Genomic DNA, 21963 nt, shown 5'->3' with positions numbered 1-21963 from the left:
GGGCTAAAGGCTTGTTGTATGAACCGGTGAGTTGCGGTAAATTCCACAACGCTTAACAATTTCACTATTTTGACTCGGGGTGCCCTTCTTCGTTGAAGGCTGAGAAATACCCGTACCACCTGATCTGGATAATGCCAGCGTAGGGGGTGGGTTTTTTATATAATTCATTGTGTTACATAAGCTTCTGTTCATTTTCCTGTATGAACTGTAACAGAGGCTGTGTTGATTTTGCTTACCAAACGTATCCGCTATACCTTCCTTCGGGACTCTATCTACTACATTCAGTTTTGCCTTCCAGATGGGAAAATGTTTAGGCGCTCTCTGAACACTGATAGCCATCGTGAGGCCAGTGTTTTGATGATAGCTTTAATGCCTTTTATCCTTCAGGTTAAGAATCGCCAATTAACTCCAGAAGCTCTCTGTCTCCAGCTTAACGCGCTTAACACTAATCGAATGCTTGAAAGGGCAGCTAGAGCTTTCCCGCTCTCTATGCCGCTCTCCCTTCCTCCAGAGAAGCAGATAGAGCAAAAGAAGGGGCTGCGTTTAGGAGAAGCTTGGGCGCAATACAAACATGAGCGGGGGAAGGGTTGGACTGCTGCTATCCACTCTGCAAATGAGCGCTATATGGAAGTGTTATTGACCGTACTTGGAGATGATAGGGCCGTAGCCACCATCACAAAGAGAGACATAAAGCAGGTGATGGAGGTTGTAGAAGACCTCCCTAAGCGAGTCATACAGCCTTACAGGTCTATGAATATAAAACAGCTCATTGCGTGTGATGTGCCGGAGGAACACCTGATAGGGACGGAGGCGATCCACAAGCATTTAAAAATTTATAAATCTTTGTTTAAAACATTTTTGGTGGAAGAAAAGGACGTACTGACAGCCTCCCCTACAGATGGGGTCATAGCTCCGCCGTCTAGCGCTCGCTATGGAGCTTATACAAATAGTGAGATGAAGAGCTTTGTCCGTTATGCAATTGAAGAGGCTAAGCCTGAATGGCTCAAATGGATTATCCTCCTTCTTGCGTATACAGGAGCAAGGAGGGGGGAGATTGCAACCCTAACCAAAACACAGGTGAAATACGATGATGATAGCAATCGCTATTATCTTCTCATTACGGACGGAAAAACTGAGAACGCAGCTAGGGAGGTTCCTCTCCATAACCATCTTATTGATTTAGGTTTTTTGGAGTTTGTGGGTAGCAAGGGGGAAAAGCTTTTCAGTGAAGTTGCGGGCACCAATATGGCTAAGATTGGTAAGGTGATGTCAGATATCAGGGAAGAGCTTAACATTCCATACAGAGACATCCACAACCAGCGGAGGATTGTACATAGCTTTAGGCATAGCGTTGTCACAGCAGCTTCTGGATGGATGAATGACATCACTCACTTGCAACAGGTAGTAGGGCATGAGAAGACGGGGACAGGCATAACGCGTAGGTATATTCACACCTTCCCCCTGTCTGTTGTATGTCATATCATTGATGGGCTTAACTGGCGGTAAACGCTACATAACTAACACAGCAATAAGGCACATAAGCGATGGCTAGACCGTTCTCTCAAAGATATGGACACGTTAAAGTTGAGGATATACTTCAAGTTGAAGGGATAAACGAAAACACTAGAACAGCCTTATGGAGTTGCCTGTATTTAGAGCTATTAACAAAAAAATATTTTGATAATGTTGCAGAAAAAATAATGTCCAGTTTTTGGTGTGGTTTTTTATATCGTCCTGCTGACGAAGAACCTGTTTTTGAATATCCATCTAACAGCTTTAAAGATTTAAAACAATACATGAAGGACTTTTTTAGGCTAGCTGAATGGCATGATGTGTTAGATTTTGTTGAATATGTAATAGGTGTTGCTCCCTTTTTGAGTGAGCCATACAATAATCTTTTCAAGAAGATGTGTTTAGGGTACACGATAATTGATGGACTCATAACTCCAATTGTTTCGCCAGAGGAAGTTGGTAGTATTGATAATGCATTGAATAATGGAACTAATGCCTCTAAATCGCATTTTAATAGAGCGCTATTCCTGCTTTCTAACAGAGAGCAGCCTGATTATAGAAACTCAATCAAAGAATCTATCTCTGCCATAGAATCATTATGCAAGAAGATCTCTGGTAATGAGAAAGGGACTCTTGGAGATTGCCTTAAAACTATTGAGGATAAAGGACATATTCATCCAGCAATGAAAAGAGCATTCCAACAGCTATACGGATATACAAGTGACCAAGGCGGAATACGTCACGCGTTAACGGATGATAGTGAGGAGCCTACATTAGAAGAAGCTCGTTATATGCTGGTGATATGTAGCGCTTTTAGTAATTATCTTGTATCTAAAATGGCTGATTAAATAAAATTGCGGGGTGTTATTATACCTCGCATTTCTAATGCGGCAGCAGTGAATAATAGCGTAGCTATAAATCTATTATACATGCCATTGTTAATACAATGTGCTGAGCATCGGTACGATGCAAAGCGTATATAACACTACATATAACAGTATATAAATTAATGAGATGAGAAGGGAGGAAAGGGTGTAAATGAAGTGAGAAGCACGGATAGAATGAGGGAGTGGGGTCAATGCACTTTTTAAGTGCTGACTAACAAAGAATACTATCATCAAAGAGCATTCGCTACGCTCACACACAGCAGAGCTGCAAAGGGCACGCAGGAAAGAGAATAGCCCCCTCGGGGTGTCTCTTCCTTCCCGGCAAGACAGCTTGTCTGTCCATCTCTGGAGCTATTTTAAGGAATGTCTTTTGAAGAGGAGCATTGTTACAGTGTTTCTTATACTACTACTGCGTTAATTAAAGCCCCTCTAATACCTTGTGCACGGTAGTGCGGCTACATCCAATATGTTCAGCTATAGCTTTCTTGTTCATACCTCTATTCCAGCAATCAACAATACTCGTATGTAATTCATCATCAACAGGCTTTCCAAACTTAACACCATTAGCCATTGCTTTCTCTCTCCCCTCCTGAGTACGCTGCAATATACGCTTACGCTCAAACTCCCCCACAGCAGCTATAACCGTGTATATCATCCTCCCAAAGTCAGAGTTGATGTCTGTTTGCCCTAAGTCCATACATACCAGTCCCACGCCTTTATCTTTCAATGCATCAGCAATAAATAATGCATCTTTGGTATTACGTGCAAGCCTGTCCAGCTTAGTAACATATACCACGTCTCCAGCCTGTACATTATCAATCATACGCTGTAACTCAGGACGGTTAGTATCCTTCCCTGAGATGTTTTCCATGTATAGCATAGAGCATCCCAAAGCCCTTAAAGAGGCTTCTTGAATTGCTGTATCCTGTCCAATTGTACTTACTCTTGCATACCCAATATTCATTTTACACCCCAGCTCTATTTGATGTGTTCAGTATGCATGCGTGTTCACTAACTTACAATATACTGTACATGAAATAAATATGTTGACAATGGGCTTGGGAGTTGATCTATTGATTGGTTGGATTGTATGAAAGGGAGAGTGAAATAATTTGGGGGTGGAGGATTTGGGGAGGTTGATAGGGGGTGTACGGGGTGTGACTATTATGCATAACGCCCCTCGATAATTTCTAGCAGAAAAGGTGACATAGGCCAGAAACCAAAAAAGCTATTCTAAGTTTGGTACAAATGAAAAAGCCCCATACACCTTTCGATGTACAGGGCCAGTGGATTACAGCATGTTGTTTTGTTCCACAGGAGAGACATATGTCATACCTCCATACTCATCATATTCACATACAGCTAAGCCAGCCTTAACAAGCTTATCTGTATAATTATAGAAATGCTGCCAATGGCTCATCCCCATATAAGCACGCTCTCTTGAAGAGAGGGCATTAAGTCCTCCCTGTTTAAAGAGCTTGCGAGCGTAGGCATATAGATAGCCATCCCTGGCTACCTTTGCTTGTATGAACGCATTAGTTAGTACGCTGTCACTAATATTCATTCTTTCTTCCTATTGCGTCTGGCCTCTTCTATAGCTTGCTCAATAATTCCTCTTTCATATTTATCTTTATTAATGGTACGCCATCTAAGAATGAATTTAATAATTGGGATAAGGCCAAGGGTGATTATAGCGCTAATAGTTTCTAAGGAGGGTCTCATGAAGATTAACGACCATTTACAGAGGAGCTGTCCTGAGCTTTCACCCCGAACATTTCAGCTTCACTCATTTTAAAATATTTAGAATAGTCAGAGGAGCCATCTAAGTGAGCACGCATCATTACGGATTTATTGATGAGAGGGGCCAGTTTACGCTGAAGCTCTCCCACCTTAGCGCGTACACCTGCATTATCCGCATAGCCCGGAGCTGCTTTAAACTCAATCGTGTTTCCTGTCCACACATAGCGTACAACGTTCTCAGCCGCCTTAGTGTTAGGGGTAGGCATAAAGACGGCCCCCACTTGCTTCCCGGTCTGAGGGAATCCCACAGTGGTTTGTGCCTGTTCCCATTGAGATTGAATGGCGGGGACAAGTTTTTCCAGATAGTTTATGGAGATAACATTCTTAACGCTTTCCAGATTGCTTTGGTCAATGCGGCCCCCCATCTTCTGATATTCAAGGAAGGCTGGGTTAGCCAAATAGTTAACCACTTCATTGTAAGATTTAGGGTCAGCATGAGCGCCGGAGAAGCTGCCAGTTCCTTTTAAAAGCTGGTTAACGTGATTCTGTAACTCTTCCATTGTCCCTTTAGGGTCTGCAATGGTAGGGCTCTTATTGGAAAGTTTATTAGTCACATCCACTAGAGAGCCAGTGTACACCTTAGTATCAGCTTTCTCTTCCGGGTCAGTGGAGAGCGGGTTAGCAGGGGTGGCGCTAGGGTTAACATTCTTCTTCAAATACTGTTGTAAATACTGCCCTGAGGTTCCCAATAAAGAAGGGTCTACCCCCGCCACAAGTTTAGAAGCTACAGCGATTTTAGCTAAATTAGGGTCAGCCATCATAGGCAATTCAGCGGTAGCTTTCAGACTATCCAGACGGGCTTTAAGGGTATCAGCGCTAATTTGTCCAGAGAAGAACTTATTGCGGTTATCAATGGAATCAAAAATAGGTTTAGAAATACTATCTACATAATCACCGCCAGCAGCGCCCCTGATTTTCATTGTCTGCGCCATAATGCTGTCCTTAATAGCATTAGCTTCTGACATAGCTTGCTCATTAGTAATAGAGCCTGCTGCTAGTTTCTTACCAATCTCATCCAATTGAGTTTGTGTATGGGCGTAAACGTTAGCGCCGAAGTCTGCTGTAGCCTGTTGAGCGTACATTTTATTTTTCTTAAGCTGTAAATCAGCAGCAGCATTAGCACGCTGCACACGGGATGCCGCAATACTCTCTGCCTGAGCTTGAATGCTCATTTTCTGCTTCTGAATGTCCAGTTGCTGGCTATAAAATTTCATTTCCCCGATTTGCTGTTGACGTTGGCGATAGAGGTTAAGGCCATTCTCTTGTTCTTCTGGAGTCATGCTCGGGGTGATAAACCCATCAGCAGTTGCGCTCTTAGTATCTGTTACAATCTGCTGGTCTACGGCTGTCCCTTTAGCAAGCGTATCCCCTAATCCGTCGGTAGTTGTTACGTCTTTAGTGAATCCTGTAAGCTTCTCTGTGAGATGGGGGTTGTTAGCAATAGCGGAGTTATACAAAGCCCGCTGTCTGCGCTGCGCCTCAGCGTGTGACATAGAGCCTTGCGCCACAGCGGCATCCAGAGCTGTAAGCTTCTGACCATAATTACTAATAACACCTGCATCTTTAGCAGCTTGGGCTTTCTTGGCTCCTGCTTCAAAGCCCTGAGCCAGCCCCCCAAATACATTACTAATTGCATTTAATGCCCCGCCGCCTACCGCCGCTGTAATAGCGCTGGGAGCTGGAGCTACGGCCTGTTGTGGGGAGACGCCACCACTAACACCGCCACCAATATCAGAAGTATCGAATAAACCATTTGCCATTTTAATATTCCTCTCAATAATTAATGTAAGTTGTAATCAGAATCTAAGAGCTTGCCATCAATAGAAGCTTTAAGGGAATGCTCAATATAGGTGAGCTGCTCAGAAAGATTGCGGATATCTTCAATTGCTTGCCGGTCATGTGTCACAATAGCTTTCATGTGAGCACCAGAAAGAATAATGAAATTGGATTCCACAATCTTCAATGCTTCTTCAGGCATAATATCGAGAGGGAAAGGAATCAGATTATAGCTCATAAATGTATATTCTCTTTTTATTATTAAAACATCGTCTCATCTGAGACATACTCAACATCTTCTAGGAGCGTTTCCCCAAAACAGTAGTGACATTTCAAGCGGCGCTTCCCTGTGTCCTGCCGCTCTTCATCCCCCCATTCATTCTTAATATAACGCCACACTATATGTTTATGTTTAGCGTCTAATAAGGTGATGGTTTTACAATGTGGGCATTGCCAGTTCTTACGCCGTTCTCTTACTTCAGCATGGCGCTTCTTATCCACGCTCTCCAATCCAAAATCAATTAAATCTTTCAGGATGTACGCTGCTGTAAATGTCCCATTGAGCCGCATTATTACATCCTCAGGAAAGCCTTTAATCTGGATGCGTTTACCAATGAAATACACATTCATCCTTTTCTCAATTACTACACCTTTGTAAGCATAAATAGAGTAGCCATTACGTGTAGAATATTCAGGGGTGGTGTCACTGTATCTGTCTTTTCTGCGCTCTCTGCTCTTTCTGAGGGGCACGCGCTGCCGCTTAAATTCTGGGGCTTTAAATAGCACTATCTTTCCTCTTTGTGAGGGGCATCCTTGCCCGTTGTAAATTATTCCTCAGTATCTTCTTTAGGAGCCTTGTTAAACATAGAGGCCCACGCTTTATAATTAGCGCGTTCTTCTGAGGTGATGTCTGGTACTTTATCAAGCCATTTGTTAGTGTCTTCTGGAGTGGCCCATTTAGACGCTTCCATAATCTTGCGTAACAGACGGTCATCACCATCTTGCACTTTCTGTTTAACCATCCCCCACCACATCTTAGAGGCTTCCGGGTCATCCTTATAGAGTGACATAGCAAGTTGGGCCATCTTAATTTGATAGGCTAGTTGGTCATCTCCCAGCCCCTCGGCAATTAGAATACGGGAATGTTGGTTAAACACTTCCTGTATATCCTCTTTTCGGGTTTTATACTTGCTATTGATATCTTCAACTATCGCCCAATTAACCGCCCCGTTCTTAACAGGGAAGCCCAGAGCAATAGCGAAGGCTTCAGGGGTGGATATGTTGTCTGCGATAGTACCGCCAGCAGAAGCAAACTGCTTACGATATTCAAGAGCCAACATAGCTTTATAGCCATTGGAAGCACCGGAGGAGAGGTTAGCTACATCTCTCCACAATTGCCCCCACAACATAGGCTCAATCCCCTCCGCAACATCTCCATATCCCATTAACATTCCCGCTGTCCGAGTCAGGTTAGTAATGCGTGGATTGCTGCCAAAGATAAGAGAGCCTGCCGGGCTTTCAGTTACTAGCTTGCTGAATCCACCCTCATTAATCTTCCCTAAGAATTCCACCACCCCATAGGCGTTAATTGGATTCAGGGCGCTTACATCAATGCGAGAAGGATCTCCAGAGATAGCGGAAATAATACCGTTGACGCTGGCGCTTAACAGGCCATCCACTACAACATTACGCGCAAACTCATTTGTTGGTAGTTCATCTGAGAATAGGTTGTAAATGTCTTCTGTCCCAATTCCGTAGAGGAGGGATACAGATGCTGCCATCGCAGCACGATTCTTAAGTGGAATAGCTTTATTAGTTAACACGAGCTGAGCAAGTTTGACAGGCACTTGTAAGTATTGCGTAAACACCGACAGGGTATTCTGGTTCATCGCTAAGTTTCCAGAGCGTGAGAAATTACCTGTGAAATTACGGGCCTGGTGAGTTACATCGTCCAGGGCTGCTTTGGTAAGCAACTTGCCACCCTTACGAGCTTCACTGTAGTGAGCCATAAAGGAGGATGCCTGAACCATATATTCACCAGCATCAAAACCAATCTTACGAGAACCGGCTACTACAGTTTTCCCTACGGTAATAGGGGCTTTAGCAACCTTCTTCAACTTACTGTCACGTGCTGCCTTCATTGTTTTCACTGAGGCGTCAACGGTTGTATCTACTAGCCCTTTAGCTAGGTCATGCTTATTAATCCCTTTAGTGATGGAGCTTTCTTCCAGCGCCTTCATCATATCCTCCCACTCTCCCTTGCTGCGCCCGAACGTCTTCAGGACAGCCTCAGGAATACCACCATTCATTAGGTGGTGAGTAATAAGAAGGAGGTTGTCTCCAATCAAATGGCCTGTGTACGCAGGGAAACGAGTAGCTAACAGGATTACCTGAGAGGATTGCATAACTAATTGGCGTAGGGGGTTAAGAGCAATCTGTAATACAAACGGAACAGACTTCACTTTATTAACAGGAGATGCTTCTGAGGCTCCACGTAAAATACGCTCCACCTTACCAAAGCCGTTTGTTCCCGCCATCTCAGCAAAGCTGTTAGCGATTGACTTATAACCATCATCGATTAAGTTAGTATATCCATTCTCCATAGCCCTGATATACTCAAAGGTAGCCCTAGCGTCTGCGGCTTGTTTGGATGTACCTTTAATCTCAGACACATTAGAAGGATAGACAGTGCGCCCATGATGAGTAGGCATTACATCAGAGTAGGTAGCCATGAGGCGCTTTTTAGATGTTTCCAGCCAGTCACGATAGGAGACACGAGAACTAATAGCGTTAATGCTATTCATCATCGCTTCCCCCGGGGACTCAATGTGTACAGCATCAAGCTCCATATTACTACCCGTAGCATCTTCTAAACGTTTTCCACGGATACGCTGAGCACTTAACCCACTGGCTGTATGCAATTGCGTATTCGCTTTCTCATAGTCCTCTCCTTTAAGGTCATTTCGGAAACGATATTCCCCCGGAGAGGTGGTCTTATATCGTTCAATGGCCTTGTTAGCTGAGGGAATATCCGGGGCAGTTGCTACAGTTTTCCATATTTCATTTCCGTTACTATCTTTCAGAGGGGAACCATTATCATCAAATAGTTTACGCTCAATGAAGTGAGGCTGCTTATAGCGTACCGCGTAATATCCATGCCGATACGAAAGGATTGGCTCACCGTGGCTCAGGGGGCGAATGTAACCAGCATCAGCGCTGTTATGGTTGATTACATGTTGCACTTTGATACCATCAATATCCATTACATCAGCGGCCTCAGCAATGCTTTTGTTTCCTGCATACATCTCATCAAGCTCAGCTTTTGACAAAGTGCGCACTTCATCTTTGATTGGGTCATAGGCTCTAACACCATCCCCTACTTGAGAGCGTTTAACAGGACGGGCAACAACATCAAACCCCGTATCCTTATAAGTTAGTTTGCCATACCCACGAGCTTTATAGCTCTTAACTAAATCAGCGTTAGTTAAAGCCCAAAGGGTATCCTGAGTTTTCCGGAAGCTCTGAAATCCAGCTATCTCCTGAGCACTCCATCCCTCAGCCTTGAGAGTGACGGGAGAGAGAGATTGCCCTTTCAGGTTAGCCTCTTTAATACGACGTTCCATAGCGAAGTGTCGCTCTGCTGGAATCTTCTTAACCGTATCCACAAAAGGCTTAGATATTTCCATCAGCTTAGCTGCTACACGGTCGCTCTGAATATCTCCTAATACAGCGCCTTTGAGGAATTCAGGAGAGAACATAGAAGCAGGGTCAATCACCTGAGAGGTGAGGGAACCATGTCCAGTTTTACCATTAGCAAATTCAAAGCGGTTAAGCACATTGAATATTGAGCTAACGCCAAACTTCTCAAATTGTGTATCCGCTAAATCACTGGCGTTGTATTCATAACGCTGATTAACTTGAAGGAGAAAATCCCCTTTAATCTGCGTGTTGTTACCTCTCAGGAGTTGATTCTGAGCTGCCCGATCAATGGGGATATATTCATCACCATTACGCATCAGGATAGTAATGTCGTTCTCATCTACACCATATTTACTTAATGCAAACTGAGCTTGATTAAACGCATCCTGTACGTTAGCCCAACCACTATCTGTAGGGCCATATACAGCGGAGATGTGCAACCCGCCATCAGGAGCTTCTGTAATAGCGGACATCTCTTTCCGTGACGCCATCCCTGTAGCATTAAAGAAATCATTAGACACGTTAGCGGCTAAAGCTTGTTTCTCACGTTGGGAGATATGGGGAGAGGCGGTATTAGTGACAAGGTTAATAATGTCATTGTCTGCCATCTCAGCGATATCAGAGGCAATCTCTGGACGATGTACTTTATTTTTTACTGAACCGTCTACACTGCCGGGTTGCGGGGCTAGATCTCCTGCCACTGCCTCTGTGCGGCTAGTACCGTAAAGCGCTTCTGCTACATCCCCGGTTTCATCTGCTTCAGCCATTGTGTGAAGCTGGCGGGCTTTTTCCGGGTTGGCATCCTTAATCACCTGTGAAGGGGAGGTAGGTTGAATATGGCTTTGTTGAATAAATCGAACTTTTGCTGAGTTGAAGGATCAGATCACGCATCCTCCCGACAACACAGACCATTCCGTGGCAAAGCAAAAGTTCAGAATCACCAACTGGTCCACCTACAACAAAGCTCTCATCAACCGTGGCTCCCTCACTTTCTGGCTGGATGATGAGGCGATTCAGGCCTGGTATGAGTCGGCAACGCCTTCATCACGAGGAAGGCCCCAGCGCTATTCTGATCTCGCCATCACCACCGTTCTGGTGATTAAACGCGTATTCCGGCTGACCCTGCGGGCTGCGCAGGGTTTTATTGATTCCATTTTTGCCCTGATGAACGTTCCGTTGCGCTGCCCGGATTACACCAGTGTCAGTAAGCGGGCAAAGTCGGTTAATGTCAGTTTCAAAACGTCCACCCGGGGTGAAATCGCACACCTGGTGATTGATTCCACCGGGCTGAAGGTCTTTGGTGAAGGCGAATGGAAAGTCAGAAAGCACGGCAAAGAGCGCCGTCGTATCTGGCGAAAGTTGCATCTTGCTGTTGACAGCAACACACATGAAGTTGTCTGTGCAGACCTGTCGCTGAATAACGTCACGGACTCAGAAGCCTTCCCGGGCCTTATCCGGCAGACTCACAGAAAAATCAGGGCAGCCGCGGCAGACGGGGCTTACGATACCCGGCTCTGTCACGATGAACTGCGCCGCAAAAAAATCAGCGCGCTTATTCCTCCCCGAAAAGGAGCAGGTTACTGGCCCGGTGAGTACGCAGACCGCAACCGTGCCGTTGCTAATCAGCGGCTGAGCGGAAGCAATGCACGGTGGAAATGGACAACGGAATATAACCGTCGCTCGATAGCGGAAACGGCAATGTACAGAATGAAGCAGTTGTTGGGAGATTCACTGACGCTGCGTGACTACGATGGTCAGGTAGCGGAAGCTATGGCCATGGTGCGTGCGTTGAACAGGATGACAAAGGCTGGGATGCCAGAAAGCGTGCGTATTGCCTGAAAATCCAGCCAGCTACAGGGTCGTTCGCAAGAAATCTTATTTATTCAACAAAGCCGTTGAATATCTGTCGCAATGAATCGACGTTGCCAGCTACGCTCTACAGCACTAGCAGCCTCTCCTGCTTCATCAATTACACCAGCCACTTTAGCTGCCTTTCCTGCTGCCTTAAATCCGCCCTTAATCAAAGAGCCAATGCCAACTATATCTAACAGCCCCATAATGTTATCTACATATTTTTCTGTAACAGTATAAGAACCATTCTCTACAATCTGTTGAAGCGCTTCATAATTGGATTGGTCGATTGAGTCCGGGAGTAGAATCGTCTTCCCCTCAGAGGAGAGGGCATTAGACAGGGCTGTTAATGCAGCGCTACGTTCTTCCAGAGGAAGGCTGTTAAACTTCTCAGCCATAGCAGCGCGTGAGCTACCGGGGAGAAAGAAAGCTTTAAGCGCTTCTCCACCAGTGCCACCCATAGCTGTTTCTAGCCCGGCTTGTTTAGCACCAGATACCAAAGGGAGGATATCTTCCGCCATTGCTGAATAGTCGGCTACAGCGTTGCTCTTTTGCTTCATAGCGTTGAGCGTTTTCTGCTGCTCACGTTGAGCGGTGATTGCTGAGGAAATACCAGCGGCCCAAACCTCCCTTAAATCTGCTGCCTCTTCTGTCTGATTAGGGGTGACCTGTACAGCCTCCTTAGTACCTAACAGAGCGCGTGGGTTATACATTGGGTTGCTGCGGTCATTCACTGCATGGATTGCACTCTGTTTCCATTCATCGGAGATGGAAGGGTCCGCTAAGTATTGGGCTGTAGTGCGCTGTTTAGCTGCCTGTTCTGTAGCTGTAACCTGCTCCGTAATATCCTGCATTGTAGGGCTGCTGCCATGATTAACCAGCTCAGAGTTAACAGCCTGATAAGTTGCCATCTGCTGCATAGGGTCATTAGAATTGAGAAGAGCTACAGTAGCAGCCTGATTTCGATTAGAAGGGGTTGAGGTAGCAGGGGGAGGAGTTTCTCCTACAGCGTCAACATCCTGAAAATCTTCAATCTGGTAGTCCTGCCCATCCTCAAAATCATCAATAGAATATTTATTATCTGCCATTTATATTATCGCTCCATTGAAGGGGGAAGAGTTTCATAAGGAAATTGATTGTCAGGATAGTTAACTTCATAGCGTGTGGTTTCTTTCTTGCCTTTGTCTTCATCAAAGAGAGTTACTTTACGCTTGATGAGGCGGAAGGCTTCCAGCCATTTAAAGATTGCCGCCACTTCTTCTATTTCATCCATGCCTGTGCGTTTACACACAGAAAAATAGGAAACTCTCACATCACCATAGCGATTAGCAAGGGAGGCCATATAAGCAAATACAATACGATGTTGCGGAGGGAAGGGGATGGTGTTTCCTTCATAGATAAAAGAAGGAATATCCAGAATACTCCAAATGCGGAAAGGGGATTTGCATCCCTCAAATAAATCAGACATGTGTATATTCTCTTGTAATGTTATTTTAAATCTTTCAGCATGTAATAGAGGGCCATCACCTGCGTTTTACTGGCTGACCAAAGCTCAGGGAAATAGATAAGAAGGGCCATTATTATTTACCCTCACGCAGTTTCTTAAAGAAATCCACTCCAGCATTAACGCTCTGTAATGGAGAAACATTCTCTGTTTTCCCTACATGCTTCCCTCGAATCATATCCATCTGCTCATGCTTAGACATGGAGTCTACAGACTGCATTCCTTCCAGTGGATCAAAATACTTCTTAGCCTCTTCCTGCTTACGAGCGTGGGAGAAGAAGTCTTTAGCCTTGCTCAAATCAAAGCCGCCATATTGATTGCGTAATGTTGTAGTGGTTGCAATGGCTCGCTTCTCTTCTGCTACGCGCTGAGCATCAGCAGCTACAGCCGCCATAGCATCTTCACGAGAATAACCAGCTTCAATAAGTTTCTGTACCATCTCTTCAAACGGGTATGCCATATTATTTTCCTTTTCTTTTTGATATGTCTTTAAACGCTTCCAGCAGCTCTGCGAGCGTGTCTAATTCTTCTGCTGTAAAATGTATGTCAGCAGCTACAGCGTTCAATGGGGAGCAATAGCGGCGCTCATACAATGATGTCTCAATGCCAGTGAGGAATAATGCTTCACTGATTATCTGACAATGCTTGCTGTCCATTAGGGGATATTTAGTTGAAAGGGCATAAGCAATGCCAAAGGGGGAATACTTAGCTGCTTCTTCTTCATTTAGTAGTTTAATGCTATGTTCTGTATAATTCATCAGGAGCCTTTATATTAATTATGTTGCCCGATAATGGTTGACAGGGGAAATCCTCTCAGAACGCGATACAGGAGCTTCTACGGGGTGTTTAGAGAGGGGGTTAGTCTGCATATTCAAATGGCATGAATTCATTATATGCGTATTGTTTATGATAGCTTTTCTTATACTCAGTCGGGCTTTGTTTGTTAGGATATTTCCTTGCTGCTCTTGAACGAGCATCATCTGGATTATAAGGGGAGCGTTTAACTTGAGGGAAACTGCCCTTAAAGGGGTCGATGTCGGAAACCAGTTTGATTAATTCATTCATTATCATAAGCTCCGACAATCTCTAAATAGTTTTTAAGAAGAGAGAGAAGAATCAGGCTTGGGCTTTTATCTATCTGCTTACAATGTTCTTTCAAAGGCTCACGCATTGCCGGAGGTATTCTTATTTGTAAACGCTTAAGGGATGCGGCTGTATTCATTTTCTCTTCCCCCTATTATTGATTGCCAGTGGTTAGCTCTAGAATGGAGAGTAAATAGCGAACGCTCTGCTTATTAAAGGGCTTGCCTTGTGGAGTGAAAACTCCGCGAGCATTGAGGACATTTGACAGGGCCTGATAGCCATAACCAAAGGTGAGTAGTTCTTCCACAATAGGACGTACAGTCTGCTGGTATTTCTCAGCGGAAGCTTGACGTGATTTAGTTAAGTGTTCAGAAGTAGGGCGCGTATAAGTGAAGGTCATAGTATAAATCCTATAAGAAATTTCCCTATAGCGCTGACAGAAAGGATGTATGCGATGATCTTCCAGTCAAGCCAAGCTAAGGTGATTAAGTCGTAAATATATTGTGCATATTTATTTTTTAGTTTCATATTATAAAGGTATCAAAAGTGTGTCTGAATGTAGGCGGGGGAGAGGAGGTCTGAGGGGGAGCTCAGCTTCTGAGCCATCTTACACCGAATGGCAGTACGATATAATCTAGTTCTCCTCTCCCCCGGATAGATAGAGCCGGATACACTCAGGCGACCAAACCCTTACGCATCCATCACCGGGCAGAGCTATCTGCGGCTAGGCTCTTTGAATTATTAAGGCCATAAATAACTAATTAAGAAGAAAGTAGTGGCAACTAAATAGAGGAATGGCTCCATCACTTAGCCTCCCCTTCTACTTTATCAGCGTGCTCTTTACGCCAGCGGCGAATGTTACTCTCTAATGAATTGATAGCCGCATCAACAAACATACAAGTGAAGGGGCCATATTCTTTATTACCAATAAAGAGAACGTCTTTATCTAAGGCACATTCTTTCTCATTAGATTTCCACTCAGCATAACCAATCAATTGAGGAAGCGTATCGCAGAAGGTAGAGAAGTTGAGCCACAGAGGGTGGATAGTGCAATCTTTGTAGGAGGCATACTTAGGGTGATTCCCATATACCCGCCGAATCATATTAGACCATGCAGAGTATTCACGAGTAACCTTTCCGTTAATGCGTGTAGGATGATTCCCTTCTCCGATACAACCAACTCCCATAAAGGTGGGCTTCATCTTATCCTCTACTTTACCCGCTTTAATGGATGAAGCTTTAACTACCTTGAGAGAGCCAGTGTTAAGAAATTCAACAGTGATGTGTTTAGCATTCTTGTATTCAACAATACGAATGTCGCCGCAGTTGTTGGTTGGGATAATGTCGCCTACAGAGATTGAACGAGGGATGTAAGACATATTGATTTCCTTTTATTGTTATTTGTATTAGGAAGAAATGTTATTTGGTTAGTTTATAATGTTGCATCAGGAGATTTACAATCAAAGCAGCTACACTGGTTCCTTTGTTGTGAGCTTCTTTTGCCATTGTATCGAACAGGATTTGGGGAAACTTTAAGTGCATGTTAATTTCCTTACGCGTTACGGAAGAATTCACCTTCCGGGAGGAGGGTGTATACCAGTTCATCCTCGTTATTGATGTACATATCAAACAGGCGATTGATGAAAGCCCATTTAATATCGAGCATTAAATGCTCTCTGGAGATATTTAAGTGGGCCATAAGCTCAGACATGGGGACGCTCCCGGAAGGAGCACGCAGCGCTTTCATAAGGGGGATGATCTTCATCTTTTCTTTTTCCTTATTATTGATGATAGTATTAATTAATATTGCCTAATGTATGGGTCATACGGAAACTCAGCATTCATCTCAGCTTCAATCTGTTTTAATGCTGGAGAGGAGAACTTCTTCATCAGTTTATCCTGTGCATCAGATACTGCTTTAAGGTACTTATCCGCTTCTACGAGCTTCCCTTCAATAGCAAGTTTACGAATTATCTCTTTATCCCCTTTAGTAAATGGAGCTGGAGAAATTACACAAGAGGGCACGCATCCATACTTTTCATAATCCTTAGCATCCTGAGCGAAATCAAATGATGTACGCTGAGAGAAGTTACCGCGTTCAATATGATATGACAGGCTGCGAATGACGCTTTCACATTTACGCAAGATGTAGCGGCAATATCTCTCCCCCGGAATAGCATCACCTTTAAGCTCACGTTTAGCAGTGAACAGTCTTTGAATGCTTTCTACTGACAGAGATTCTAAATGGGCAAGAACAAACAAGAGCTGATTACGCGGAACAGTTGTGTTGTCCCCTGCCTCATTCAAGCGTAACGCTCCGGTCACTACATCATCAATGACTGACGGTAGGATAGCTACTGATTTAATTTCGGCAGTAGTAGTTCTAACATCTTTACGCTCTAGGTTTTGGAAGATAGAGCAATACGGGTTAAGAATCTCTTTAGGCTTACGCCCTTTACCTTTTTTAATTTCGGCAGTAGTAGTATAAGTCCCTTTCAAAGGGAGGCCAGTTAAAGCCTCTGTCACCGCTGGTGACACATCGTAGCCTTCTGGTAGACAGTAATCTAAAGGGTTAATAATCTCGCCTGTAAGAGAGTCTACAAAAACATCTTCACACTTAACAATCATAGAGGGCTTACCTTATTATTATAATTATATTAAGCCATAGCTGTTTACAGTGACTAAGGACAATATGTCCACTGAGTAAGGACAATATGTCCTCCTATTATATTAATTAAATCATTATTAAATAATAAAGAGATAACAGAATGCCTGCGGCGCAGACGCGGGAAGCTATTCAGCAACTAGGGTTGCTTCATAAGCTCCCAAGAGATAGAAGATTAATGTGCTCGATAGAGCGTATGATTGAGTCTTACATGTTTCTTACTTTTTTCATACCCTATATGTATATACACTCCAAAAAAGTCGATTTGTGCAAAACCATTTTTAATTTATTTTTCATCTGTATGTTTTATAAGGAAATTTATTTTCACTTAAAAGGGGAGTGCAGCTATGCTGCGTCTATAGGAGGTATGCAGTTAGGAGGGGGAATGGAGAAGGTCAAGGGCGACGCAGGGGCAAGCCCCCGCACCCCCTACGCAACAATCTATCCTCATGGCTGGAGGCCATTCGTCTATCTTGAGCAAAAGCATCCATCTTTTCTGCGTAGTATGTATTATGTGTGCAGCTATGCTGCGTCTATAGGAGTTAAGTTAACAGGAGACTCTGTAATCAATTCAATGATAAAAATAAGAAAAGGTATTCCCTGTTATCCTAAAGCTGCCTATAGGCTCTTTGAGAGCGTTTTAGAGGGGGTCTTTATTGGTACTAATTTCGCCAGTCATTTTGTATATAAACTTCTCCGTAGCATCTAAAAACGCGGCTTTATTTTTGCCAAGAAGTTTACATTTGGTTATGGAGTCAACTTGGATAATAATATTGCGTGCAAGCTCTTCTTCGTAGTTATATTCACTCATAAGCTTATTGATAATCCATCTTGAGTTTCTTACCCTGCAAATAGAGCTATGTATAAATCCCGCGATTACTAGTGATAGCCATGCAGAAAAGAGTACCCCTAAGATGATAAATATCGTCGTGACCACATTAACCCCCTGCAATCTCACCTTAACTAGATAAGAGTTCATTGTATCAATGCATACTATGTCCGGGCTATTAATTTAAGTTGGCTTTCTTGCGTTAGGTGTCACATATGCTGTGATAAAAGTGAGATAAAACTGTGATAATGCGTATCCCGCCAGGCGATGAAGAAGCGACGACCCTGCGGGAGGCTTGTGCTAACAAGCCACTTGCCTTAAGCTGGCAGAATTACAGAAGTTTATTGTAACGATGACTCGGGGTGCCCTTCTTCGTTGAAGGCTGAGAAATACCCGTACCACCTGATCTGGATAATGCCAGCGTAGGGAAGTCAGAGACCGCAGGGTCATTGCTTCTACCTCGTCTGGCGGGAGCAAACCATGCCTGAGCTGCTGAATCCCGCGCCTGTCGCGCACCTGCGCCATCTGCTGCGCGCCCATTCCCCCCTTGTGCACTGCATGACCAATGATGTGGTGCAGACCTTTACCGCCAACGTTCTGCTGGCCGTCGGCGCCTCGCCGGCGATGGTGATCGATCCCCGCGAAGCGGCGCAGTTTGCCGCTATCGCCGATGCGCTGTTAATTAACGTCGGTACCCTGACCGAAGATCGCGCCGTGGCGATGCGCGTCGCGGTGGAACACGCCCGTCAGGCCGGAAAGCCCTGGACGCTGGATCCGGTGGCGGTCGGCGCCCTGACCGTGCGCACGGCCTTTTGTCATGAGCTGCTGGCCCTGCAGCCGGCGGCCATTCGCGGCAATGCCTCTGAAATTCTGGCGCTGGCCGGGATGAGCGCCGGCGGGCGCGGGGTGGATACCACCGATACGGCCGCCGCGGCGCTGCCGGCGGCCCAGGCGCTGGCTCGTCGGCTGGCAACCGTGGTGGCGGTCACTGGCGAGGTGGACTACGTCACCGACGGCGAGCGGGTGCTCAGCGTGGCGGGGGGTAATCCGCTGATGACCCGGGTGGTGGGCACCGGCTGCGCGCTGTCGGCGGTGGTGGCGGCGAGCGCGGCGCTGCCGGGAGACCGGCTGGAAAACGTGGCCGCCGCCTGCGGGCTGATGAAGCAGGCCGGGGAGATCGCCGCCCGTCAGGGAGGCCCTGGCAGCTTTATTCCGGCGTTTCTCGACGCGCTGTATCAGGAGGTGCAGGGATGAAACGCATCAACGCCCTGACCATCGCCGGCACCGATCCCAGCGGTGGGGCCGGTATCCAGGCCGATCTGAAAACCTTCTCCGCGCTGGGGGCCTATGGCTGCTCGGTGATCACCGCCCTGGTGGCGCAGAATACCCGCGGCGTGCAGTCGGTCTATCGCATTGAACCGGATTTTGTGGCCGCGCAGCTCGACTCGGTGTTCAGCGATGTGCGTATCGATACCACCAAAATCGGCATGCTGGCGGAGACCGATATTGTGGAAGCCGTGGCCGAGCGGCTGGCGCGCTACCGGGTGGCCAACGTGGTGCTGGATACCGTCATGCTGGCGAAAAGCGGCGATCCGCTGCTGTCGGCCTCGGCGGTGGAGACCCTGCGTCAACGATTGTTGCCGCAGGTGTCATTGATCACCCCGAACCTGCCGGAAGCGGCCGCGCTACTCGATGCCCCCCATGCGCGCACCGAGCGCGAGATGCTGGAGCAGGGGCGGGCGTTGCTGGCGCTGGGCTGCGGCGCGGTATTAATGAAGGGCGGCCATCTCGACGACGCCGAAAGCCCGGACTGGCTCTTCACCCGCGAAGGGGAACAGCGGTTTACCACGCCTCGCGTGCAGACCAAAAATACCCACGGCACCGGCTGCACGCTCTCCGCCGCGCTGGCGGCGCTGCGCCCCCGTCATGCGGACTGGGCGGCCACCGTCGCCGAGGCGAAGGCCTGGCTGTCGGCGGCCCTGGCGCAGGCCGACTCTCTGGAAGTGGGCCACGGCATCGGGCCGGTGCACCATTTCCACGCCTGGTGGTAAATGGCAGCGCAACGGGACAGCAGAATCTCCTGAAAAAATGGCCCCCCGGCTGGAAAATAGGCTAAGTCGGTACCAGGCTTAACCTGCCCAAAAAAATTGGGTTGGGATAATGCATGCCGGCTTCGGCCGGCCTTACGGGAGATTGCTATGACTGATATTACGCAGTTGCTGGGCAAAGATGCCGAGAGCCTGTTGCAGCACCGTTGTATAACCATTCCGGCCGACCAGCTGTATCTGCCTGGGGCAGATTATGTTGATCGGGTGATGGTGGATAATAACCGACCACCGGCGGTGCTACGCAATATGCAGACCCTGTACAATACCGGACGCCTGGGGGGAACCGGCTACCTTTCCATTCTGCCGGTTGACCAGGGCGTGGAGCACTCGGCGGGCGCCTCCTTCGCCGCCAACCCGCTGTACTTTGATCCGAAAAATATCGTCGAGCTGGCGATCGAAGCCGGCTGTAACTGCGTGGCGTCGACCTACGGCGTGCTGGCCTCGGTGTCGCGCCGCTACGCGCATCGCATCCCTTTCCTGGTGAAGCTCAACCATAACGAAACGCTGAGCTACCCCACCGAATACGACCAGACCCTCTACGCCAGCGTTGAGCAGGCGTTCAATATGGGGGCGGTGGCCGTGGGAGCGACGATCTATTTCGGCTCGGAACAATCGCGTCGTCAGATAGAAGAGATTTCCGCCGCCTTTGAGCGGGCCCATGAGCTGGGCCTGGTCACCGTGCTGTGGGCCTATCTGCGCAATTCGGCGTTCAAGAAAGATGGCGTCGACTATCATGTCTCCGCGGACCTGACCGGTCAGGCCAACCACCTGGCGGCCACCATCGGCGCCGATATCGTTAAGCAAAAAATGGCGGAGAATAACGGCGGCTACAAAGCGGTTAACTTCGGCTATACCGACGATCGGGTGTACAGCAAACTGACCAGCGATAACCCCATCGATCTGGTGCGCTACCAGCTGGCCAACTGCTATATGGGCCGCGCCGGGCTGATTAACTCCGGCGGCGCGGCGGGCGGGGAGACCGACCTTGCCGACGCGGTGCGCACAGCGTTGATCAATAAACGCGCCGGCGGTATGGGGCTGATCCTTGGTCGCAAAGCGTTTAAGAAATCGATGGCTGACGGCGTGAAGCTGATCAATGCCGTGCAGGACGTCTACCTTGACGGGAAAGTGACTATCGCCTGATAAGCACGAGTATCGTTGGGATCCCCGGTGGCGCGACGCGCACCGGGGTTACCGTTGTGTATGCGCCTTCAGGCCGCGCCGTTACCGCGTCAGCAGCCAGCGGGCGGTATGTTCATCGGTCACCAGACCATTGATCCAGCCGCCTTTAAGGGCCGCCAGGATCGCCGGTCGTTTGTATTCTCCACAGGCCGCGGCAATACGCGGGCAGTGGTTCTGACGGATATCATAGCTGGTGATCATGCGGTTGATCTCGCTGTCTACCACGTGGCCTTCCGCATCGATAAACCGTCCGAGGATCTCTCCGATGCCGCCGCGCGCGGTCAGCTCATCCATTTGCGCCTGATTGATAAACCCGTCTTTAAAGATCGGACTTTGCGTGCCCAGGGGACCAATGCCGACAAAAATCACGTCCGCCTCTTGGGCGACGCCGGAGACGCTGCGGAATAAGCGGTTGGTGCACCACATCTCATGCTCCTCCGCGCTCTGGGCGTAGCGCGGCGCCGGCCACTGATAGTACTTGGCCTTAATTTTGCGGGTCAGCAGCAGGGGCACGTCATCGTAATAATTGCACTGCCCGTCGGCGTTCATGGCGCTGATCAGCGCCACGCAGCGGGTATTCAGGCTGTCAAAATCGATGCGCTGCAGCGCTTTTTTCAGGGTCAGGCCCGAGCCCAGGCCGATGATTTTCTCCTTATCATCCTGCAGATAGCGAGCCATCAGCTGATAGCAGCCAAACGACACGCTGTCGAGGGTGCTTTCTTCGCTAAAGGCGGGGACCACATTGCACTCGAGAAGCCGGTACTTTTCCTGCAGCAACTGCGCATAATCGAGGCAGTTTGCTACCGGATGGTGCAAATTAATCGACACTATCCCTTCTTCTTTCGCGGCGGCGATCAGCCGTTGCACCACCGGTCTGGAGGTGCCCAGCTGGCTGGCGATCTCGCTCTGATTCTGACCGGCGATGTAGTACATCCATGCGGCACGCACCTTCTGATCCAACCGGATATCGTCTTCTTTACTCATGGTTTCCCGCCCTAAGTTGCTGACCAGGGCTCGCAATTGGCCCGGCGAATACCCGCATTCTCGCCGTGGTTGGCATAACTGGC

Annotated in this window: 24 protein-coding genes and 2 riboswitches; of the genes, 7 read left to right on the top strand and 17 right to left on the bottom strand. The window is 47.3% G+C overall.

Annotated features, from left to right (window positions below; translation table 11 throughout):
• Positions 1-65: 65 nt before the first annotated feature.
• Positions 66-162: riboswitch (TPP riboswitch) on the top strand.
• Between the two features lie 195 nt (positions 163-357).
• Positions 358-1506, top strand: a complete 1149-nt coding sequence (locus A1WC_RS08355) for a tyrosine-type recombinase/integrase (RefSeq protein ID WP_416376706.1) — start codon at positions 358-360, stop codon at positions 1504-1506.
• Positions 1507-1544: 38 nt separating this feature from the next.
• On the top strand, positions 1545-2360 hold the full coding sequence (locus A1WC_RS08360) for an AbiJ-NTD4 domain-containing protein (RefSeq protein WP_016161533.1): 816 nt from the start codon (positions 1545-1547) through the stop codon (positions 2358-2360).
• Between the two features lie 457 nt (positions 2361-2817).
• Here the strand turns inward: A1WC_RS08360 and A1WC_RS08365 are convergent, their stop codons facing one another.
• The 6 genes from A1WC_RS08365 to A1WC_RS08390 form a co-directional block, all read right to left on the bottom strand.
• Complete coding sequence (locus tag A1WC_RS08365) at positions 2818-3363, bottom strand: recombinase family protein (protein ID WP_016161532.1); 546 nt, start codon at positions 3361-3363, stop codon at positions 2818-2820.
• Positions 3364-3690: 327 nt separating this feature from the next.
• On the bottom strand, positions 3691-3963 hold the full coding sequence (locus A1WC_RS08370; protein ID WP_016161531.1) for a hypothetical protein: 273 nt from the start codon (positions 3961-3963) through the stop codon (positions 3691-3693).
• 163 nt (positions 3964-4126) lie between these two features.
• Positions 4127-5959: a hypothetical protein gene (locus tag A1WC_RS08375; protein WP_016161530.1), complete on the bottom strand. Its 1833-nt coding sequence runs from the start codon at positions 5957-5959 to the stop codon at positions 4127-4129.
• A gap of 20 nt (positions 5960-5979) precedes the next feature.
• On the bottom strand, positions 5980-6213 hold the full coding sequence (locus tag A1WC_RS08380; protein WP_016161529.1) for a hypothetical protein: 234 nt from the start codon (positions 6211-6213) through the stop codon (positions 5980-5982).
• Positions 6214-6236: 23 nt separating this feature from the next.
• Positions 6237-6761, bottom strand: coding sequence for a hypothetical protein (locus tag A1WC_RS08385; RefSeq protein ID WP_016161528.1), 525 nt, complete (start codon positions 6759-6761; stop codon positions 6237-6239).
• 41 nt (positions 6762-6802) lie between these two features.
• Positions 6803-10441: a hypothetical protein gene (locus A1WC_RS08390; protein WP_032691228.1), complete on the bottom strand. Its 3639-nt coding sequence runs from the start codon at positions 10439-10441 to the stop codon at positions 6803-6805.
• A 103-nt stretch (positions 10442-10544) separates the two neighbouring features.
• Here A1WC_RS08390 and A1WC_RS08395 point away from each other — a divergent pair, with 103 nt between their 5' ends.
• Positions 10545-11513, top strand: a complete 969-nt coding sequence (locus A1WC_RS08395; protein ID WP_000654811.1) for an IS5 family transposase — start codon at positions 10545-10547, stop codon at positions 11511-11513.
• Positions 11514-11557: 44 nt separating this feature from the next.
• Here A1WC_RS08395 and A1WC_RS08400 read toward each other — a convergent pair whose 3' ends face one another.
• From A1WC_RS08400 to A1WC_RS08425, 10 genes are all read right to left on the bottom strand, one after another.
• Positions 11558-12613 (bottom strand): hypothetical protein, encoded by a 1056-nt coding sequence (locus tag A1WC_RS08400; protein ID WP_016161526.1) that lies wholly within the window; start codon positions 12611-12613, stop codon positions 11558-11560.
• Positions 12614-12618: 5 nt separating this feature from the next.
• Positions 12619-12993, bottom strand: coding sequence for a hypothetical protein (locus tag A1WC_RS27585; protein WP_016161525.1), 375 nt, complete (start codon positions 12991-12993; stop codon positions 12619-12621).
• Positions 12994-13105: 112 nt separating this feature from the next.
• Positions 13106-13489, bottom strand: a complete 384-nt coding sequence (locus A1WC_RS08405; protein WP_016161523.1) for a hypothetical protein — start codon at positions 13487-13489, stop codon at positions 13106-13108.
• Between the two features lies 1 nt (position 13490).
• Positions 13491-13787, bottom strand: coding sequence for a hypothetical protein (locus A1WC_RS08410; protein WP_016161522.1), 297 nt, complete (start codon positions 13785-13787; stop codon positions 13491-13493).
• A gap of 100 nt (positions 13788-13887) precedes the next feature.
• On the bottom strand, positions 13888-14094 hold the full coding sequence (locus A1WC_RS27580; protein ID WP_016161521.1) for a hypothetical protein: 207 nt from the start codon (positions 14092-14094) through the stop codon (positions 13888-13890).
• A complete protein-coding gene (locus A1WC_RS28025) occupies positions 14087-14251 on the bottom strand; it encodes a hypothetical protein (RefSeq protein ID WP_153677459.1) in 165 nt (54 codons plus the stop codon). Before A1WC_RS28025 ends, A1WC_RS27580 begins: the two co-directional genes overlap by 8 nt.
• 15 nt (positions 14252-14266) lie before the next feature.
• Entirely contained in the window at positions 14267-14512 is a 246-nt protein-coding gene (locus tag A1WC_RS27575; protein WP_016161520.1) for a recombinase family protein, read from the bottom strand.
• Between the two features lie 403 nt (positions 14513-14915).
• Positions 14916-15491, bottom strand: a complete 576-nt coding sequence (locus A1WC_RS08415) for a hypothetical protein (protein ID WP_016161519.1) — start codon at positions 15489-15491, stop codon at positions 14916-14918.
• A 173-nt stretch (positions 15492-15664) separates the two neighbouring features.
• Entirely contained in the window at positions 15665-15823 is a 159-nt protein-coding gene (locus tag A1WC_RS28020) for a hypothetical protein (RefSeq protein ID WP_187079213.1), read from the bottom strand.
• Positions 15824-15912: 89 nt separating this feature from the next.
• Positions 15913-16740 (bottom strand): hypothetical protein, encoded by an 828-nt coding sequence (locus A1WC_RS08425; protein WP_016161517.1) that lies wholly within the window; start codon positions 16738-16740, stop codon positions 15913-15915.
• A gap of 140 nt (positions 16741-16880) precedes the next feature.
• Between A1WC_RS08425 and A1WC_RS08430 the strand changes: the two genes are divergently transcribed.
• The 4 genes from A1WC_RS08430 (at position 16881) to fbaB (ending at position 20857) form a co-directional block, all read left to right on the top strand.
• Positions 16881-17486 carry a hypothetical protein gene (locus A1WC_RS08430; protein ID WP_016161516.1) on the top strand — a complete coding sequence of 202 codons (606 nt, stop codon included), beginning with the start codon at positions 16881-16883 and terminating at the stop codon, positions 17484-17486.
• A 468-nt stretch (positions 17487-17954) separates the two neighbouring features.
• Positions 17955-18052, top strand: a riboswitch (TPP riboswitch).
• 34 nt (positions 18053-18086) lie between these two features.
• Positions 18087-18860, top strand: coding sequence for a hydroxyethylthiazole kinase (gene thiM, locus A1WC_RS08435; protein WP_016161514.1), 774 nt, complete (start codon positions 18087-18089; stop codon positions 18858-18860).
• Positions 18857-19657: a bifunctional hydroxymethylpyrimidine kinase/phosphomethylpyrimidine kinase gene (thiD, locus tag A1WC_RS08440; protein ID WP_008804064.1), complete on the top strand. Its 801-nt coding sequence runs from the start codon at positions 18857-18859 to the stop codon at positions 19655-19657. Before thiM ends, thiD begins: the two co-directional genes overlap by 4 nt.
• A gap of 147 nt (positions 19658-19804) precedes the next feature.
• Positions 19805-20857: a class I fructose-bisphosphate aldolase gene (gene fbaB, locus A1WC_RS08445; protein ID WP_016161513.1), complete on the top strand. Its 1053-nt coding sequence runs from the start codon at positions 19805-19807 to the stop codon at positions 20855-20857.
• 81 nt (positions 20858-20938) lie between these two features.
• On the opposite strand, the gene A1WC_RS08450 is transcribed toward fbaB, so the two are convergent.
• A complete protein-coding gene (locus A1WC_RS08450; RefSeq protein ID WP_012541054.1) occupies positions 20939-21880 on the bottom strand; it encodes a sugar-binding transcriptional regulator in 942 nt (313 codons plus the stop codon).
• Between the last annotated feature and the right edge of the window lie 83 nt (positions 21881-21963).

The organism is Klebsiella sp. KTE92 (genome assembly GCF_000398905.1).
Taxonomy (GTDB): domain Bacteria; phylum Pseudomonadota; class Gammaproteobacteria; order Enterobacterales; family Enterobacteriaceae; genus Klebsiella; species Klebsiella variicola.
The sequence above is the reverse complement of the archived record's forward strand: the minus strand, read 5'-3'. Positions and strand labels throughout refer to the sequence as shown.